General features: G+C 51.5%; 16 protein-coding genes. 9 read left to right on the top strand and 7 right to left on the bottom strand.

From position 1 onward, the window contains the following. Positions 1-28: 28 nt before the first annotated feature. From AC566Q_RS05805 to AC566Q_RS05830, 6 genes are all read right to left on the bottom strand, one after another. Positions 29-3,133, bottom strand: coding sequence for an efflux RND transporter permease subunit (locus tag AC566Q_RS05805; RefSeq protein ID WP_105933358.1), 3,105 nt, complete (start codon positions 3,131-3,133; stop codon positions 29-31). Positions 3,134-3,250: 117 nt separating this feature from the next. After that, positions 3,251-4,822: an efflux RND transporter periplasmic adaptor subunit gene (locus AC566Q_RS05810; RefSeq protein WP_146129484.1), complete on the bottom strand. Its 1,572-nt coding sequence runs from the start codon at positions 4,820-4,822 to the stop codon at positions 3,251-3,253. A 60-nt stretch (positions 4,823-4,882) separates the two neighbouring features. Further along, positions 4,883-5,443: a TolC family protein gene (locus AC566Q_RS05815; protein ID WP_499614765.1), complete on the bottom strand. Its 561-nt coding sequence runs from the start codon at positions 5,441-5,443 to the stop codon at positions 4,883-4,885. Between the two features lie 27 nt (positions 5,444-5,470). Then, positions 5,471-6,196: a hypothetical protein gene (locus AC566Q_RS05820; protein ID WP_499614768.1), complete on the bottom strand. Its 726-nt coding sequence runs from the start codon at positions 6,194-6,196 to the stop codon at positions 5,471-5,473. Positions 6,197-6,281: 85 nt separating this feature from the next. Continuing rightward, the gene (locus AC566Q_RS05825) at positions 6,282-6,632 is read right to left on the bottom strand and encodes a hypothetical protein (protein ID WP_105933361.1); all 351 of its coding nucleotides are present in this window, start codon (positions 6,630-6,632) and stop codon (positions 6,282-6,284) included. A gap of 209 nt (positions 6,633-6,841) precedes the next feature. Next, positions 6,842-8,053 (bottom strand): dipeptidase, encoded by a 1,212-nt coding sequence (locus tag AC566Q_RS05830; RefSeq protein WP_105933362.1) that lies wholly within the window; start codon positions 8,051-8,053, stop codon positions 6,842-6,844. A gap of 437 nt (positions 8,054-8,490) precedes the next feature. On the opposite strand from AC566Q_RS05830, the gene AC566Q_RS05835 reads away from it, so the two are divergent. Together AC566Q_RS05835 and modF are read left to right on the top strand one after the other, a co-directional pair. Continuing rightward, positions 8,491-9,255 carry a SapC family protein gene (locus AC566Q_RS05835; protein ID WP_105934318.1) on the top strand — a complete coding sequence of 255 codons (765 nt, stop codon included), beginning with the start codon at positions 8,491-8,493 and terminating at the stop codon, positions 9,253-9,255. Between the two features lie 95 nt (positions 9,256-9,350). Further along, positions 9,351-10,799, top strand: a complete 1,449-nt coding sequence (gene modF / locus AC566Q_RS05840) for a molybdate ABC transporter ATP-binding protein ModF (protein ID WP_499614772.1) — start codon at positions 9,351-9,353, stop codon at positions 10,797-10,799. Positions 10,800-11,086: 287 nt separating this feature from the next. Here modF and AC566Q_RS05845 read toward each other — a convergent pair whose 3' ends face one another. Continuing rightward, positions 11,087-11,311, bottom strand: a complete 225-nt coding sequence (locus AC566Q_RS05845; protein ID WP_499614775.1) for a hypothetical protein — start codon at positions 11,309-11,311, stop codon at positions 11,087-11,089. 520 nt (positions 11,312-11,831) lie between these two features. On the opposite strand from AC566Q_RS05845, the gene mraZ reads away from it, so the two are divergent. From mraZ to mraY, 7 genes are read left to right on the top strand one after another with little or no spacing between them, the layout of a single operon-like run. Further along, positions 11,832-12,290 carry a division/cell wall cluster transcriptional repressor MraZ gene (mraZ, locus tag AC566Q_RS05850; RefSeq protein ID WP_105934320.1) on the top strand — a complete coding sequence of 153 codons (459 nt, stop codon included), beginning with the start codon at positions 11,832-11,834 and terminating at the stop codon, positions 12,288-12,290. Then, complete coding sequence (gene rsmH / locus AC566Q_RS05855; RefSeq protein ID WP_499614777.1) at positions 12,287-13,222, top strand: 16S rRNA (cytosine(1402)-N(4))-methyltransferase RsmH; 936 nt, start codon at positions 12,287-12,289, stop codon at positions 13,220-13,222. The genes mraZ and rsmH overlap by 4 nt, the downstream gene beginning before the upstream one ends. Further along, positions 13,219-13,539: a cell division protein FtsL gene (ftsL, locus tag AC566Q_RS05860; protein ID WP_123325895.1), complete on the top strand. Its 321-nt coding sequence runs from the start codon at positions 13,219-13,221 to the stop codon at positions 13,537-13,539. Before rsmH ends, ftsL begins: the two co-directional genes overlap by 4 nt. Continuing rightward, entirely contained in the window at positions 13,536-15,314 is a 1,779-nt protein-coding gene (locus tag AC566Q_RS05865) for a penicillin-binding transpeptidase domain-containing protein (protein WP_499614780.1), read from the top strand. The genes ftsL and AC566Q_RS05865 overlap by 4 nt, the downstream gene beginning before the upstream one ends. Continuing rightward, entirely contained in the window at positions 15,304-16,833 is a 1,530-nt protein-coding gene (locus AC566Q_RS05870; RefSeq protein ID WP_499614783.1) for a UDP-N-acetylmuramoyl-L-alanyl-D-glutamate--2,6-diaminopimelate ligase, read from the top strand. The genes AC566Q_RS05865 and AC566Q_RS05870 overlap by 11 nt, the downstream gene beginning before the upstream one ends. Further along, complete coding sequence (locus AC566Q_RS05875; RefSeq protein ID WP_499614786.1) at positions 16,830-18,236, top strand: UDP-N-acetylmuramoyl-tripeptide--D-alanyl-D-alanine ligase; 1,407 nt, start codon at positions 16,830-16,832, stop codon at positions 18,234-18,236. Before AC566Q_RS05870 ends, AC566Q_RS05875 begins: the two co-directional genes overlap by 4 nt. Continuing rightward, a complete protein-coding gene (mraY, locus tag AC566Q_RS05880) occupies positions 18,230-19,312 on the top strand; it encodes a phospho-N-acetylmuramoyl-pentapeptide-transferase (protein ID WP_105934326.1) in 1,083 nt (360 codons plus the stop codon). The genes AC566Q_RS05875 and mraY overlap by 7 nt, the downstream gene beginning before the upstream one ends. The last annotated feature ends 2 nt before the right edge of the window (positions 19,313-19,314 follow it).

The raw sequence follows: 19,314 nt of genomic DNA on the forward strand, positions 1-19,314 counted from the left end.
CCACACTACGTTATTTACACTGGCAGGGCTAGCGGAGTTTAGCCCGCTGGATCAGGAAAAAGCCCGCCGGCACCACCAGTAAAGAGAGCACCAGCGCACTGGCCATGCCGCCCACCATGGGGGCAGCAATCCGACTCATTACCTCTGAGCCCGTGCCGGTACCACTTATGACCGGCAATAAACCTATCATTACCGTTAGTACAGTCATCAATACCGGACGCACGCGTTTAAGCGCGCCTTCCTCAACTGCCTCACGCAGGCGGGCACTGATATCCACGTTAGCGGAAGGGGGTATATCAGCGCAGGTGCTGTTAAGGTAAATCACCATGATGACACCTATTTCAACGGCTACCCCGGCCAGTGCAATAAAACCAACGCCAACCGCAACAGAAAGGTGGTAATCCAGCGCATAGAGCAACCAGATCCCGCCGATCAGTGCCATGGGCAGAGTACCGAGTACCAGTACTACATCGCTGAGACGGCGAAAACTCATAAACAGTAAGATCACTATCACTGCCAGCGTCATTGGCACAACAAAGGTTAGCTTTTGCATGGCCCGTTCAAGGTACTCATACTGACCAGCCCACTGTAACGTGTAGCCAGTGGGAAGGTTAAGCGCTTTGTCCAGAACGCCTTTGGCCTGTTTAACGTAACTTTCAATATCAATACCGGATACATCAATAAACGCATAGCCTGTGAGTCGGGCATTTTCGCTCTTAAGGGCAGGCGGGCCTTCGGCAATGCGTATATGCGTGATATCTCCCAGCGTGATGCGCTCCCCGCCAGGTGTAAGTACAGGTAAGCCTGCCAGCGCTTCCGGACTGTTCCGGTATTGCTGGGGGGAACGTAAATTAACCGAATAGCGGGCAATATCCTCCACCGTTGTGGTAATGGTTTTACCGCCTACGGCCGTGCTGATGAGTTGCTGCACCTGGGCTATTGTCAGTCCATACCGGCTGATAGCAAGACGGTCGATATCAATATCAATATACCGGGCGCCGGCAACCCGCTCGGCGTAGACCGATTCGGTGCCCTCAAGGTCGCCCAGCAATTTTTCAATATCGGTGCCAATGGCTTCGATTTGCTTCACATCCGGGCCAGAGATTTTAATGCCCAGCGGCGTTTTAATACCGGTGGCCAGCATGTCAATGCGGGTTTGGATCGGCATCACCCAGGCGTTAGTCAGGCCGGGGAAAGCAACAATGCTATTGAGCTCATCGCGTAAATCCTGACTGGTCAGCCCCTCGCGCCACTGCGATTTGGGTTTAAGCTGAATAAAGGTTTCAATCATCGTCAGCGGTGCAGGGTCAGTAGCGGTCTCAGCCCGGCCGACTTTACCCAATACGGTTTTAACCTCCGGCAGGGTGCGGATCAGTTTGTCGGTTTGTTGCAGGATCTCCCTGGCCTCAGCAATGGATACGCCGGCATAGGTGGTGGGCATATACATCAGGTCGCCTTCGTCGAGCGGCGGCATAAATTCGCTGCCCAGCTTCGATAGCGGGTAGAAACCGGCAAGTGTGATCAGCATCGCCATTAATAAAGTCACTTTAGGGAAGCGCAGCACGACTCTCAATGCCGGCTTGTAGGCTGCCTGAGCAATGCGATTAACCGGGTTTCGTTCCTCTGGCGCAATGTTACCGCGGATCAGGTAACCCATAAGTACCGGGATCAGCGTAATGGCCAGGCCCGCCGCCGCGGCCATGGCAAACGTTTTGGTGTAAGCCAGGGGCGCAAACATTCGCCCTTCCTGAGCTTCCAGAATAAATACCGGCAAGAAGCTCACTGTGATAATCAGCAAACTGAAAAACAGTGCCGGGCCCACTTCGGTGGCGGCTTTACTCACCAACTCCCAGCGATTAGCGTCTGGCGGCGCCTTTTCCAGATGTTTGTGAAAATTTTCAATCATCACTATGGCGCCATCGGTCATTGCGCCAATGGCAATGGCAATACCGCCCAGCGACATAATGTTGGCATTGATACCCTGCCAGTGCATCAGCAAAAAAGCGCCCAGTATGCCCAGCGGCAGTGTCACCAGAGCCACCAGCGCGCTGCGTAAATGCAGTAAAAACAGGCCGCAGATAAGCGCCACTATCAGTAGTTCTTCAAGCAGTTTATCCCACAGGTTATCGATGGCACTGGCAATCAGGTTGGACCGGTCATAAACCGTGGTGATCTCTACGCCCTCGGGCAGGCCGGCCTGCAAGTCCTGCAGTTTTGCCTTAACCCCATCAATAGTTTGCTGAGCGTTTTCGTTATAGCGCATAACGATAATGCCGCCCACAGTTTCGCCTTCGCCATTCAGTTCGGCGATGCCGCGCCGCGGCGCTGGCCCCTCTTTAACATCGGCCACATCGGCCAGTGTTACCGGTGTGCCGGAGGTTGATAAGGCCAGGGTGATTTGCCTGATATCGTCCAGAGTTTCAATATAGCCATTGACCGTGACCATATATTCTGCTTCGGCCATCTCAATCACCGAGGCGCCTACCTCCTGGTTGTTCTGACTCACAGCCTGTTCCAGCTGGGCCATCGTCAGGTTATAGGCGTCCAGTTTGTAAGGGTCGGCGACGATCTGATACTGCTTTTTCATACCACCTACCGTGGCGACTTCCGACACCCCGGGCACCGATTGCAGGGCAAACTTCAGGTACCAGTCCTGCAGGCTGGTGAGTTCATCGATATCATGCTGTCCGCTCGGATCGCTTAACGCGTACATATACACCCAGCCCACGCCGGTCGCATCCGGGCCGAGCCTGGGCTTTGCCGAGGCTGGCAGGGTAGGCGCTACCTGGGAAAGGTATTCCAGTACCCGGGAGCGGGCCCAGTACATGTCGGTGTCATCATCAAACAGGATGTACACATAGGAGTCACCAAAGAAAGAAAACCCGCGAACAGTATGTGCGCCCGGTACCGACAACATGGCTGACGTGAGCGGGTAGGTGACCTGCTGCTCTACCACAGAGGGCGCTTGCCCGGGGTAGTTGGTTTGAATGATCACCTGCACATCGGATAAGTCCGGAATGGCATCCACCGGGGTTTGTTTCACCGACCAGATGCCTGCCGCGGTGAGCATCAGTGCTGCCAGCAACACCAGTACGCGATTGTTAAGCGACCAGTTAATGATGATTGCTATCATGACTGGCTCCTGCTATTGACCGGCATGGTCCATGTCATGCGACATGGCCATGGCAGGTTCAATATGGGTGATAACAAACTCGCCGTCTCTGATTTCAAACGTAAAGCGGATTGCCTGCTATGGCTGCCAGTCTGTCGTATCAATATGACTGCTGAGGGTAAAGTCCATGGTGGCAGGCCCGCGTCCCCACTTTTCAATGGCGCCGCGGGAGATATTCATGGCGTGGTTTTGCTCATCAATACTGTTAATCGTGCCATCAACGGTAGCCGAGGGAACACTCGATTCAATGCTGCCGGTATCAATGGCAATAATCTCTACCATGCCATCGGTATTACGATTCAGCTCGGCATCAAGGCGAATACCACTGTTGAGCTCAGCCTGGCTGACCTGTTCACCAATGGCGAAGTCCATGGTCATGGCTGGCCAGTCCCAGGCTGCTACCGGCCCGTGGCTGGCGGTCACGGTGCCTGCCTCGCTATCAATAGCATCGATAGTTAAGGTTACCCATTGAGTGTCATTACTCTGGCTATCCTCCTCGCCCGAGAGCCTCGACAGGTCGGCATCTACGGCACTTTCTGAATCAATCAGGAATAAGCCGTTCATCACCACTTCATCTCCTTCTTCAAGGCCTGCTGTGATTTCGGCATAGTCTGCAGTGATGCGACCCACCGCCACGGCCGTTGAACGGAATTCACCGTTGCCCAGTGCCAGCACCACACGGTCGTTGGCGGCAGTTCTGATAAGTGCTGAGCGGGGAATACTCAGGCTTTCGTTACGCGGTGTATCGAATGATACGGTGGCAAACATATTGGGTTTTAACCGGCCGTCAGGATTATCCAGCACCAGACGCACTTTCAGCGTGCGGCTCTGGCTGTCGAGCTCCGGGTAAATAAAGTCTACCCGGGCTGTAAACGTCTCCCCCGGCAATGCCGGTAGCGTTACGTTCAGCTCTTGCTCCGTACTGAGCATGTCGGCATAGCGCTGGGGAATGCTGGCGGTGATCCACACCGTCTGCAGACTGGCGATAGCCAGCATGGTGGTGCCTGGCGTAACATAAAAGCCAGGTCGGATATTAAGGTTAGTGACGTAGCCGTTCTGTGGCACCTCAAAGGCGATTTGCTGTTGTACGTTACCGGTTTTATCCAGACTCTGAATAACCTTAGGTGGTAATTGCAGGGCAGTCAGTCTGTCTCTGGCAGCGTTGATCAGTGAGCGATTGTTGCGACTGCGGGCCAGCAAATATTCCTCCTGGGCATTTACCAGCTCAGGTGAATACAGGGTGTATAAGGTGTCGCCCTGGTTGACCGGCTGACCATCAGTGGTGACGGTAAGGCGTTCTACCCAACCACTCACCCGCGGATGGACGTGAATGATTCTGTCTTCGGCGACTTCTATAATACCGCTGGCAGCAACTGCTTCAGATAGAGAGCGAGTTTGGGCTTTGGCGGTGGTCACCCCCAGGCTCTGAACAATTTGCGGGGAAATACTCACCGTTCCCGGTGTGGTGCTTGCTTCACCGGCATAAACGGGTACCAAATCCATGCCCATAGGCGATTTACCGGGCTTATCCCGGCGGTAACTGCTGTCCATTGGCGCTACCCAGTAAAGAATGTCCTTTTCCCCTTCGTTTTGAGCGGTGGCGCTATTCTTACCCTGTGGGGGCGTTAGCCGGTAATAACGCGTAGCCAATACCCACCCCGGCTATGAGGGCAATAACAGGAACAATAAAACGGTTCATAGAAAACTCCCTCAAAGCGGTGATATGGGATTAAGAAAATAGTCAAGCCGGGTCATCAGCGCGGCCATGTCACCCTGCAGATTGAGTAATTTCATCTGGTCATCAATCAGCGCCAGGTGGCTCTGCATCACATCTGAAAAGTTGCCGCTGGCGGTGGTGTAGGCGTTAAGCGCAGCGTCGTAATGCTGTTGACGCAGCGGTAATAACGTTTGTTCATAACGGTTAATGCGCGACTGCAGAGCAGGGTAGCGGGCATAGAGCTGATTCACCTCACTGAGTTGTTGTTGGATCACCAGGCGTTTTTCGGTTTCCAGGCTCTCTGTTTCGGCCACGGTGGCTGCCATAGCGGCTTGTTTTACCTTGCGGGAAAATAGCGGTACATCAACACTCATTCCGACCGACACAAAGTCAGCCCGGGAAGTGTTGTTAGTCGCATCCTGGCGATAGGCATAGCTGGCATTAAATTCCCACTGCGGGTCGAAACTGGTTTCTACCTGCTGCTGTTTTATCTTCTGCACATTAATCACGGCATTACGACTGATAACCTGCGGGTGTTGCTGTAAACGTTCCAATAGCGCCGAAGTGTTGGCAGGCAAAAGTTATTGGCCGATAAGGCTGGTTAACCAACGCTGATCGGCCTGATTCGGGGTGATGTTGGTTAGCGTGGCCTGTTGCATTGGGGTCAGCCAGTTAGATAAACCGGCAATAGCGGTTTGCTGCTCAGAAGTCAGCGATTCCAGACGGTCTTCCAGTGCCGTGTGCAGCACTTCCATACTCAGCACATCATACTGACTGGCACCTGAAGAGCTGGCGTAGTTATTTTCAACGGCAATGGTCAGTTGGTCCAGTAGTTGTAACTGTTCGGTAACCAGTTCCTTACTGTTGTGCAGAATAATAATATCAATCCATGCCAGTGTGATAGCCAGGGTAACTTCAGCTTTACGCAGGTCGCGTCGGGCCGGGTGTTCGGCTGCTTTGGCCGCCAGCGCATCCCGCTGCAGGGCGACGGAGTCGCCGCGGGGCAGCATTTGGCTGACGCCCATTTTGAGCTGGGTCATGGCCTGTTCATTAAGCGCGAATCCGTCGGTGGGGACATTGAGCATACCCACTGAGATCCGTGGGTCGGGCATGGATTGCACTGCATTGCCCTGAGTTGTCAGAGCATGCTCGCTCTGTCGGCTGCGTGCCAGGGCATAATCCTCACTTAACGCTTGCGACAGTAACTGCGGTAATTGTGGCTGTTGGGCTTGCTGCGCTGTGGCTACAAACTGCCAGCAACTGAGTAAAATGCCTGCTGACACGACATATAAAGGAGGAAGTTTCATACTTGCCTCAATGGTTAACCTTAAAAAATGCGGGTACAGACACCCGGTCACAATGTCTCAGACATTGCACTTAAAAGAGGTTTGGTTAACTCAGGCGTATTGGAGGACGAAACAGCGAGGTTGGGAATCCGGAAAACGCCACTACCGGTTTACCGACGATTTGGCTGGCAGCGGTTTTAACAATAAAGGGGGCTGCTATTCCGGCCAGATAACTGACTAAATGGGAACTGGCATGCTCGCACTGGCAGCCATTTTTATCACAGGGCGAAGCTTGCTTGGCACAGTTATGCTCGGCATTGTTCTGGCAACAATCTGCTTTTGAAGCGCCGTCTGCCTGTGCAGCGTGCAGAGCATGAACCATTTCATTGTCCGGTTGATGCATCATGCAATCAGTGTTTTCTGCCTGCATGGTGTGCACTACCTGTATTTCTGCCATACGTACGCTTTACGCCTGACCTGAGGTCGGCAGAATAATCAGCATGCTTAGCAGAAAGTAACAAAGTAGTCGTTGCACTGAATAATCCGGTAACTGTACTAACGTGAGTATACGATAATCATATCAGACAGGGAAATACTGATTTTGCTTTCACCGGGTAAACCCATTTACTGCTGATTTAACCCGGTGAAATAGCGTTATGTGCCGGGCTAATGCGTGCTAGCGTAGGCTTCTACCTCAGTCCATACGCGCAGCAGATTTTCGCCTAACAGCTTGGCAATGTCAGTTTCGGAGTAACCTCGATCCAGTAAGCCCTGTACCAGTGACGGGTAAGAGGACACATCCTTCAGGCCAATCGGCAGTGAGTCGCCAACGCCATCGTAGTCAGAGCCGATTCCCACATGATCAATGCCAATAAGACCCACTACATGGTCAATGTGGTCGAGTACATCGGCTAAAGTTGAGTAAGGGTAAGGGTTTTCCTTACTGTAATTATCAGCAAAATTCGCAACTTCTTCACTGTCTGCGCCAAATTCTTTGATCAGGGCATTGCGTTGTTTCGTGCGATTATCACTCCACATGCGCGCTTCTTTAGTCACAAAACCGGAGCCAAAGTTAATCATTACCACACCGCCGTTCTCGCCCAGCTTCACCAACATATCGTCGGTCATATTGCGTTCAAAGCCCGGTGTGAAGGTACGTAATGAAGAGTGGGAGGCAATCACCGGGGCCTTGCTGATGTCGATAGCCTGGTAAAAAGCGTCATCTGATACGTGGGAGATATCCACCATCACGCCGATGTTGTTCATTGCAGTGACCAGCTCTTTACCAAAAGGGCTCAGGCCGTGCCACTTGCGGCGAATGTCGTAGGACGAGTCGCTGATATGGTTAGCCCTGGAGTGTGCCAGCGTGATATAGCGAATGCCGCGCTGCTGAAAAATTTCGAGGTTTTTCAGGTCGCCCTGGATTGGCGAGCCATTTTCCATCCCCATAGGGAGGGAAATTAACCCTTTAGCAAATTGTTCGCGCACGTCTTGCGGGCTCATGGCAATGGCAAACTTATCCGGGGCACGAGCTGTGATGGCCTCAACGTTGTCGATGAGCATATGGGCAAGCTGAGTGGACTCATCTGAGTCGTCGAGACTGGCGGGCACGTAAATCGACATAAATGGCGCATTCAGGCCACCGCTAACGGCACGCGGATAATCGAAATCGCCGCCTTCGGTGGCTTTGGTGACATCCACCCATTTGTTATGTACCCGGTACGGTACATCAATGTGGCCATCCACAATAATATAACGTTGAGCAATATCCTGCGCCGTGGATAAGCCTTTGGGCGGTTGACCGGGGGCAGACGTCGACTGGCAGCCGGTTAATAACGCGAGTGCAGTAACAGTACCCAGCAAGAAAGCGTGCTTCATGGTGTAAATCCCTGTAAGTGACGTTAGATGGTATTTTTTTATAAACCTACCATGATTTTTCGATTTACTCACCTGGTGGTTTATTCAAAAAGGTGTTTGTTTGCTTTAATATTTTATTCATCTTGCGAGGTTACCCTCTTATCGGTCTTACCGTTGAGTGGCTGGACGCGCAAGTTCAAATACGCCATACTGCCGGGCGGTTGTCTGGCATCTGAGAAGCAACAGGTGGCGGGAAGTGTGGCCTGCACAGGATGGACTACCTGTGATGATCCACTCATAAAACCGGCGCCATAGCGGGTATCGTAAATAAAATACCAACTTGTTGGTATGCGCCCCTTGAATAATGTCGCCAGACCCTCATTAACTAAAAAATAACAGGTGTTGGTGTCTGATACGGATACCAGACCACACATTACAATTGAATCGAGAAAGTACTTATGGCAATGAATTTCGTACCGCTGGATAAAAATACACATAAAGATCTTAAAGTAGCGGTAGATCCTGCTTTTCCATACGCGAAAAACACCCACCTGGCCGCGGCATCCATTCGTGAATTTGCACAATTAGCCGGCGCTATGCCACTGGTGTTTATCCAGGATCCTAAAACTAATAAACATCACGTTGTAGCAATGCTGGGTATCGAGCCAGGCCAGAACCTGTTTTTACAGGATGGCAAATGGAATGCGCCACATATTCCAATGAACATCATTCGTTACCCGTTCGACGTGCGTCCTGACGGCGATAAGCTGGGCGTTTACATTGATGAAAACAGCGATTTGATTAAAGAAGAAGGTCAGCCATTGTTTAAAGAAGATGGCAACCCATCTGACTTCCTGAACAACCGTCAGCAATTGCTGGGCGACCTGGCTAACAGCGAAATGCTGACCCAGCAGTTCGTGTCTAAAGTGGTTGAACTGGATTTGTTAAACCCAATGCAACTGCGCGTTCAGTACAGCAACGGCCAGGGCCGAAACGTTGGTGGCATCCTGACCATCGATGAGAAGAAGCTGGTAGAACTGGCAGATGAGCAAGTAGTAGAGCTGCACCGAGCTGGTTTCATGGGTGCACTGTACGCCATGATGCTGTCTTTAGGTCAGCTGAACCGCCTGATTGAGCTCTCTACCAATGCTGAAAGCCCAATCAAAGCGATGCAAATGGAGCCAGCGCCGGCAGAACAAGCCGAGGCAGCGCCACAGCAGTAATAACTGTTCGGCAAAGAAAACTAAAAAGGGTGGGCGCGAGCCCACCTTTTTTATTGATATTCAGTTAACCAGAACCATCCTGTGGAACGCCTTTCATGTCACTCACTTTAGTTAATCCCAGCGTAAAATTATCGGCGACATTAACCGTTGAAGGTCCAACACTGACTATTAAAGAGGGGCAGCACACCATTATCAGTGGTCTCAATGGCAGTGGTAAATCGGTACTGGCTGCGGTGCTGGCCGGAGAAGGGAAAGTGCTTAATGGCGAACGGCAATCAGGTGGTCGTTGCGGGTGGGTAAGTGTTGGCCAACAACAGGCGGTAATAGAAGCTGAGCGCCGCAAAGACGACGCCGATATTCTTGATGTGGTGCCGGTACCCAGCACGGCTAAAGAGGTTATCCTTGACGGTCTTGCCGACGAACAAAGCGTAACTGAAACGCTGAGCGAATTGGCGGAGTTACTGGGTATCAGCAGTCTCCTTGGGCGGGAGTTTCTGGCCCTGTCCACTGGAGAGACGCGCAAAGTGTTATTAACCAGAGAGTTGCTCAAGGAACCTGACTGGCTGGTGTTGGATGAGCCCTATGATGGCCTTGATGTTGAAACGGTGGGCAGATTTGCGCAATACCTGGATAAGCTGAGCTGCCGCTGTACACTGATTATGGTGGTCAACCGGGTAAGCGAAATTCCTGTTTGGGCGCGGCGCTTGCTGTTCTTACAAAATGGTCGTATCGCCTGGCAAATTGAAGGCGACACACTTGATGACGCCGCGCTGCAGCCGCTTAGACAAATTATGCATATTCAGCAAAATGTCGAAAAGCTGCCCGAACGCGATAGCGATTGCCATGCGCCCCAGCGTACCGACCCTAATGCGCCGCTGGTCAGACTGAATAACGGCCGTGTTGCCTGGGGTGACAATGTTGTGTTTGAGCAGCTTAACTGGACTATCGCGCCTGGTGAGCATTGGCAGGTAATCGGCCCGAATGGCTCGGGGAAAACCTGCTTACTGACGCTAATCACCGGTGACAACCCCCTTTGCTACAGCAACGATTTGAACGTGTTTGGTTATCAGCGTGGCAGTGGTGAAAGCATCTGGGACATAAAACAACACCTCGGCATTATTTCTAACAGTTTGCACCTGCAGTACCGGGTTAACTGCTCGGTTGCAGACGTGGTGTGTTCTGGTTTTTACGACAGTATTGGGCTGTACAAAACACCTACCGACAGGCAGCGCCTGCTGTGCCGGGAATGGTTGGTTGCTATTGGCCTGGATCAAGAAGCGAAAACGCCGTTTCAGTCATTATCATTTGGCGATCAGCGTTTACTGCTCATCGTGCGTGCTATGGTGAAACATCCGAGCCTGTTGATTCTTGATGAGCCGTGCAATGGCCTGGATGACATCAACCGCACCAAGGTGCTGGCGATGCTCGATTTACTGGCTCGGGAAGGCAATACCACACTGCTGTATGTTAACCATCACAGCGAAGATAAGATCCCGGCTATCAAAAACACGCTGAATATGCGTGATTACCAGCCTCGCGACTAATTGGTAAAACATTACAAATTCAGGTTCTCTCGGCCGTACCTGAAACAAAGGTAAAAGTAACCGACGATAGCGATAACACCGGGTAAAAATCCGAAAAATAATGGAAACTGGTTAAGCAATAAGTCAATAAATGCGCCGATGATAAAGCCTGAGAATATTGCTTTTTGTAATCCGGCTCCACCCTTTATACCGTTAAACATCCTGACTTCCCCTGTAATAATTTAGATTGTGTGGGCCTGAATCTTTACTAGGAGACAGGCCGTTAAAATTACTTGTTCATGACTAACTTATACAGATAGCCACTCCCAGTCACCATCATTAGCGATCGCATTACCAAAGAAAAGTCCACCGCCAAAGCTTGTTGCTGCGGCAGCACCCGCTCCAACCCAGCCAACAGGACCAGATGCAACTATGCCAATAGCAAGTGCAACCATGCCAATTCCCAAGCTTGCTTCTCCACTATCTACACCGCCTACTACTACTTCAATGTCTGCTAAATTTAGTTCTTTCATAACATTCCTCGTTAATAACTCTGTAATCACCAACCTTTTATTGATGAACCACAATAGTTCCACTGCCAGTAAAAACAGACTACTGAGCTCAGGTTCAGTTTTTGAAGTGTAGTGATTAAGTAGATCGTTGTCGCGATTGCAGGCGCAGAATGTCAACAACGCTGATTAGCGTTAGATCGCGTATAAATTTGGTTTTTTTCGCCGCCGATCTCAGACCTTTTTAGAATTAAATACCCACTTCCCCTTAGCTTTGCTTCTAAGGGGGGCGGTTTTTCCCACTTTTCCCCCTTTTTCCTTCTTTCTAATCAGCCACTTCAGCGCAAAGCCCGAAAATAAGGGATTTTTCCCCATTTTGTCACTCGTCCTGTAAGGCGCGTTTTTGCTTGACAGTGGGGAGGAATGATACCTAAACTGTCAAAAGTGGGTAAAAGTGGCAAATAGTGGATCATATAATCAACGTTTTGCAGATTAGATCTCATAAAACACGAATAATAAGATCAATACACAAAAGGCTAGGGGAATGTTCCGCGGCGCTAACGCAATCAATCTGGATTCCAAAGGGAGACTGGCTATTCCGACAAAGCATCGGCAGCCCCTTCTGGATGATTGCGCCGGACAACTGATCTGCACCATTGACACACAACAAAGCTGTTTGCTGCTTTACCCGCTTCCCGAATGGGAAGAAATCGAACTCAAACTGAGTAAATTTTCCAGCAACATTGAGCAGGAAAGACGCAAGATTCGTTTATTACTCGGCTACGCCATTGACTGCGAAATGGATAAGAGCGGTCGTGTGCTCATTCCTGTACCCCTGCGTAATCATGCCAAATTAGACAAAGAAATTCTGCTGGTTGGCCAATTAAATAAATTCGAAATCTGGAATTCAGAAATCTGGGCTAAACGTATCGAAGAAGATATGGAAGTTGAGCGTTCTGGTAACTTTGAGCTCACTGAGCGTTTACAGGACTTCTCACTATGACCGCATCGTTTTCGCATACCTCTGTACTCCTGCAGGAATGCCTGGACGGCCTGGCCATCAAACCCGACGGTATTTATATCGATGCCACCTTTGGCCGTGGTGGCCATTCAGGTGAGATCCTCAAACAGCTGGGCAGCAATGGCCGCTTAATTGCGTTCGACCGCGATCCCCAGGCCATTGAAGCCGCCGCCCGGTTTGCTGAAGATAGTCGCTTTGAGATTGTGCATTCGGCGTTTGGCGACATGGCTGACGTGATTGAGCAGATGGGCCTGACACAGCAAATTGATGGCGTATTGATGGATTTAGGCGTTTCCTCGCCTCAGTTAGATGATGCTGAGCGTGGTTTCAGTTTTCTACGTGACGGCCCGCTGGACATGCGCATGGATACGTCACGGGGCATGAGCGCCGCCGACTGGCTGAACAGTGCTGATGAGCAGGATATTACCCAGGTTATCAAAGAGTTTGGTGAAGAAAAGTTTGGTAAACGTATCGCTCATGCCATTGTTAATTATCGCAAGGAACAGCCACTTTCCCGGACCAGTGAGTTAGTCACTATTATTGACCAGGCTATGCCGGTTAAAGACAAATTCAAGCACCCGGCTACCCGCACTTTTCAGGGCATTCGAATTTATATCAATGCGGAGCTGGAACAACTCAGAGTAGGCCTTAAAGCCGCCACCAACGTTTTACGTTCTGGTGGTCGTATGGCCATCATCTCTTTTCATTCGCTTGAAGACCGCCTGGTTAAGCGCTTTATGAAGGAGCAAAGTAAAGGCAAATCGTTCCCGCCCGGTTTACCGGTAACCCAGGCTGAAATAGACGCCGATAAGGTACTCATCCTGATTGGACGGGCCATCAAGCCCGGCGACCAAGAACTCAAGCATAACGTGCGATCCCGAAGCGCGGTACTCAGGGTAGCGGAAAAACGATGACCGGTTCGACGACCAACTTTAATTTTCTCCTCATCCTGGTTACCGAATTGACCCGCCATAAGCTGCGGGTTTTGTTGTTTATAGCGGTTATCGCCAGCGCTCTGGCGGTGATCCTTAGCACGCACCACAATCGCCAGCAAAATATCGCCCTGGAAGAGCTAATGCGCGAGAAAGACCAGCTCGACGTAGAATGGCGAAACCTGGTGCTGGAACAACGTGCACTAACCGAGCATAACCGAATTGAAGCCATGGTGCAGAAGGAACTCGACATGCATCGTCCTGATGTGGATGACGAGGTTGTGGTGCGGATCAAATGACAGCTATTACATTAAAAAATTCCAAAGCCAGGGCTGGCGGGGCAAAAATCAACACCCGTCCGGGCCCTATGCAGTGGCGCTTTGTGCTGGTAGTGGGCATCATCGTTCTGGTGTTTCTGATCCTGGCGCTGCGCACGGCTTTTATCCAGGTTATAGCCCCGGATGCGCTGATTGAACAGGGGGATAGTCGCACTCTGCGAACCCGAAATACCCCGACATACCGCGGATTGATCACCGATCGTAACGGCGTAGAACTGGCCGTAAGTGTGCCGGTGAGAGCTATCTGGGCCGACCCAAAAATTATTCATGAGCAAAATGGGCTTAATCAAACCCGCCGCTGGCTGGCGCTGGCTGAAGTGTTGGGGCAGGACGTTGATGAGCTGGTGGGCAAAGTCGGCAACCCGAAACGCCGTTTTGTTTATCTGCAGCGTCAGGTGTCGCCAGCGATGGCGGATTATGTTGAGAAACTGGAAATCCCGGGCGTTTATTTGCGTAAGGAATCACGCCGTTATTACCCGACCGGCGAAGTTGCGGCACAGTTAATTGGTATCACCAATGTGGATGACAAAGGCATTGAGGGACTCGAGCGTTTATATGACGACTGGCTTACCGGTTCGCCGGGTACCCGCAAAATTCGCCGTGATGCCAAAGGCCGTCAGGTTGAGGTGTTGGAAAGCAAAGACGGCGAAGCTGCGGGCAATCTGACACTGACTATCGATCAGCGCATTCAGGCGCTGGCCTACCGTGAAATCAAAGAGGCGATGCTGTATTACCAGGCCAGCTCAGCGTCGGCCATTGTGATTGATGTGCATAGCGGTGACATTCTGGCGATGGTCAACGCGCCATCGTTTAACCCTAATGATCGCAGTGATATCTCCCCGCGACGAATGCGAAACCGGGTGATCACGGATGCCTTTGAACCCGGCAGTTCATTAAAGCCACTGGCGGTCCTCAGCGCGCTGGAGTTTGGCGCGGTAAAAGTGGGCGATATTGTGGATACCTCGCCTGGCTGGATGCGCCTTGGCGGCAGTCTGGTTAAGGATTTCCGTAACTACGGTAAGCTTACGTTGGCCGAGATTATTCAGCATTCCAGTAATATGGGCACCTCGAAATTGGCTTTGTCGGTGCCTAAACCATTCTTGCTGGATACTTATTACAACATGGGCCTGATGTCGGATACCGGCATCAATATGCCTGGCGAGAGTAGCGGTATTTTTCACGAACGCAGCCGCTGGTCTGAGTTTGAGCTGGCCACTCTATCTTTCGGCTACGGTATTTCCGTCACTACCGCTCAGTTAGCCAGAATGTACTCAACCATAGCGTCGGGTGGCATTAAGCGGCCACTTAACATTGTTAAAAATACCGATAATCAGGCTTACAAGCCTGGCGCCGAGCGTGTGATCAGCGAGCAAAATGCCAAAGCCATTATGGCCATGATGGAAACCGTTACGCAGGAAGACGGCTCCGGGGTGAAAGCCCGGATCCCGGGTTACCGGGTAGCGGGTAAAACCGGTACCAGCCGCAAAGCCGTGGCCGGGGGATACGGTGAAGAGTACGTTAATATCTTTGCCGGCATAGCCCCGCTCAACGACCCGCAACTGGTTACGGTAGTGCTGATCAACGAACCCGGCGGCGATCTCTATCATGCCGGCGATACCGCTGCGCCGGTGTTCTCTGAAATTATGGGGGGGGCGTTACAACTACTGAATATTGCACCGGATGATCGTCAGGTCAGTGCCACACAAGTGGTAGAGAGGTCAACCAATGGTGGTTAACGCGTTTATGCAAAGCCTGCATGCACTGTTGATTAAATTTGGTATCAATGCACCGGATATCCGGGTGCATGGACTCACGCTGGATAGCCGTGAGGTGACACCGAAGCTGGCATTTGTTGCGGTTAAAGGGCACAGCCGTGATGGACGTGACTTTATCCCACAAGCCATCAGTCTTGGTGCCCGGGCGATTCTCGCGGAAGCAGAAGAAGCCGGTGAACACGGCCAGGTAATGATGCGCGAACATACGGTTATTGTGAAGGTGTGGGGGCTGGCTGACCTGCTTTCCTCACTGGCAGCAGCGTTTTACGATTATCCGGCCAATAAAATGGCGACCATCGCAGTGACTGGCACCAACGGCAAAACTTCTGTGGTGCAGTTAATTACCCAGATGAAACATCTGTTGGGTCACCGCGCTGCGTCAATCGGTACCCTCGGTAGTGGAATCTATCGGGACGATGCCGATTTTAAGCCACCGGCCAATGGCAATACCACACCCGATGCCATTTCTATGCAGTATTTACTGGCCGAATTTGTGCAGCAAGAAGTCCATCAGGTGGCGTATGAAGCGTCATCTCATGCGCTGGTGCAGAATCGCCTGAAGCAGGTTAATACCGATATTGCGGTGTTTACCAACCTGACTCGGGACCATCTTGATTATCACGGCACCATGGAGGCTTATGCACAGGCAAAGCTTGGTTTGCTGGATTTACCCGGCCTGCATTCGGTGGTGCTCAATTTTAACGATGAGGCAAGTCAGGCCTGGGCGAAGAAGGCTAAAAAGTCGATACAGAAGGTTTGGACTGCCGTGTTGCCAGAACCTGCCCGGGATATGCCAGAAGGTCGCTATTGTTTTGCCACAAATGTGCAATATCATCCTAATGGATGCCAGTTCAGGCTCGCAACATCCTGGGGGACGACCGTGGTACAAACCGATTTACTGGGGCACTTTAATATTGCCAACCTGATGAGCGCCACTGCGGCTTTACTCTGTCAGGGCGAGCGCTTTGACAATGTGGTGAAAACCATTGAGCAGGTACAGGCAGTCGCCGGTCGCCTGGAAGTCTTCGAATTTCAGGACAATGCCAATGTGGTAGTGGATTATGCCCACACCCCGGATGCGTTGAGTCAGGCACTTAAAGCCCTGCGCCTGCATACTAAAGGCAAGCTCTGGTGCGTATTTGGCTGTGGTGGTGACCGCGATAGAGGTAAACGGCCATTGATGGCGCAAGCCGCCGAACAGAGTGCCGATGAGCTGGTGATCACCACTGATAACAGTCGCTCAGAATCACCTTCGGCCATTGCTGAGGATATTCGCGCGGGTCTTAATCACCCTGAAAAAGCGCAGGATATTCCCGACCGTGAGCAGGCCATTCGTTATTGCCTGGCCAAAGCGGACAGCGATGATCTTATTCTGGCGGCGGGCAAAGGGCACGAGAGTTATCAAATTATTGGCGAACAAAAAATAAACTATAACGAACGGGAAGCCATTACCCGTTTGCAGCAGGAGTGCAGCAAATGATTACCAGGTCTTTGATGTGGATAGCAGAGCAAATAAAAGGTCGTCTGAGTGGCGAAGACTGCACTGTATCTGCCGTGAGCACTGATACCCGAACCCTCTCGCAGGGGGCCGTATATCTTGCGCTAAAAGGCGAAAACTTCGACGGTCACCAATTTGTTGAGGCCGCAGAAAACGCCGGCGCAGTGGCCGTTATTGCCAGTCAGCCGGTGACTACCGAACTGCCGGTGATTTATGTTGAAGATAGCAAACTGGCACTTGGCCAGCTTGGCGCAGCAGTTAAAGCAGAAGTAAACCCTAAAACCATTGGAATTACCGGCAGCAGTGGCAAAACCACTGTTAAGGAAATGTGCGCGGCTATCTTATCGCGGCGCGGCAACGTGCTGGCTACCGCTGGTAACTTTAACAACGAAATCGGGGTGCCACTCACCTTACTGCGCCTGACTCCGGAACATGAGTACGCGGTAGTGGAAATGGGCGCTAACCATCTCGGTGAGATTGCCTATACCACTGATCTGGTAAAACCGGATGTAGCAACCATTGTCAATGCAGCCGCAGCCCATCTCGAAGGCTTTGGCAGCTTACTCGGTGTGGCCCGGGCCAAAAGCGAAATCTTTAAGGGGCTGGGCGAAAAAGGCCTGGCTATTGTTAACCAGGACAGTCAGTTTGCTGAATTCTGGCTGGGTAAACTGAAATATCAGCCTGTGCAAACCTTTTCGCCGGATAATCATAATGCGCAGGCCGACTTTTACGCTACCGACATCACCATCGATTTGAATGGCTGCGCAGCATTTGAGATGCACTCGGTGCAGGGCAATACTGATATTCGCCTGGCTGTGCCAGGCATGCACAACGTAGGCAATGCACTGGTTGCTGCGGCACTGACCATGGCCGTTGGGGCTACGCTGGAAGACGTTAAGTATGGCTTGCAGGATATGCAGGCAGTTGGTGGACGGTTAAAAGTAGTGCCGCTCACTGAACAGGTACGAATTCTTGACGACACCTATAACGCCAACGTGGGATCCGTTAAAGCGGCCATCGACACCCTCGCCAGCTTTTCTGGTCGGCGGGTGCTGGCCCTTGGTGATATGGCGGAACTGGGCGAAAAAGCCCGTTACTACCATGAACAGGTTGGTGAGTATGCCAAAGAGAAATTCATCGACTGTTTATACACCTCCGGGGTGTTGAGTCAGAGTGCCTCAATTGCTTTTGGCGATAATGGCTACCATTTTAGCGAGCAAAGCGCGCTGATTGAGGCTCTGGAACAGGATTTAGGTCATGAGCAAAGAGACTTAACGATTCTGGTGAAAGGCTCGCGCAGCGCGAGGATGGAAAATGTCATAGCGGCGTTGGAGAAATCGCCGCTGGGAAAGCTTAGTCGTCGGCGGGAGAAAATAGCATGTTAATATGGCTCGCCGACTGGCTGACACAATTTGAATCTGGCTTTAACGTCTTCTCGTACCTCACGCTAAGAGCGATCCTGAGTACGCTGACGGCGCTGTTGATTGCCATTATTATTGGGCCGAAGATGATCCGCTGGTTACAACGGATGCAGATTGGCCAGACAGTGCGCACCGATGGCCCCGAGTCGCACTTATCCAAATCTGGTACGCCCACCATGGGCGGTTTACTCATTCTGGCGGCCATTGTCATCAGTGTGCTGCTATGGGCAGATTTAACCAATACCTATGTGTTGGTAACCTTATTCGTAGTGGTTACCTTTGGCATTATCGGATTTGTCGATGATTACCGAAAAGTAGTGCGTAAGGACTCAAAAGGCCTGATTGCCCGCTGGAAGTATTTCTGGCAATCGGTAATCGCTCTTTGTGTTGCGTTTTATCTGTATTCCTCTGCACAAACCATGGAAGAAACGGCCTTACTGGTGCCGTTCTTTAAAGAGGTACTGCCACAACTGGGCATTTTGTATATCGCCATTGTGTACTTTGCACTGGTAGGCACGAGTAACGCGGTTAACCTGACTGACGGGCTCGATGGCCTGGCCATTGTGCCGACAATCCTGGTCGCCGGGGCTTTTGCTATTTTTGCTTACGTCACCGGTAACGCCAACTTTTCCGGCTATCTGAATATTCCGCATATCCCGCTAACCAGTGAACTGGTTATTGTGTGTACCGCCATTGTGGGTGCCGGGCTGGGCTTTTTATGGTTTAACACCTATCCGGCAATGGTCTTTATGGGCGATGTGGGCTCGCTGGCACTTGGCGGAACGCTGGGCGTGCTGGCGGTGCTGGTACGTCAGGAAATCGTGCTAATTATTATGGGCGGCGTGTTCGTAATGGAAACCGTCTCGGTGATCATGCAGGTAGGCTCCTACAAGCTGCGAGGACAACGCATTTTCCGCATGGCACCTATTCACCATCATTACGAATTAAAAGGCTGGCCGGAACCCCGGGTGATTGTGCGATTCTGGATCATCTCGTTGATTCTGGTATTGATTGGTTTGGCAACGTTGAAATTACGCTAGGT

The organism is Alteromonas sp. H02 (assembly GCF_059682525.1).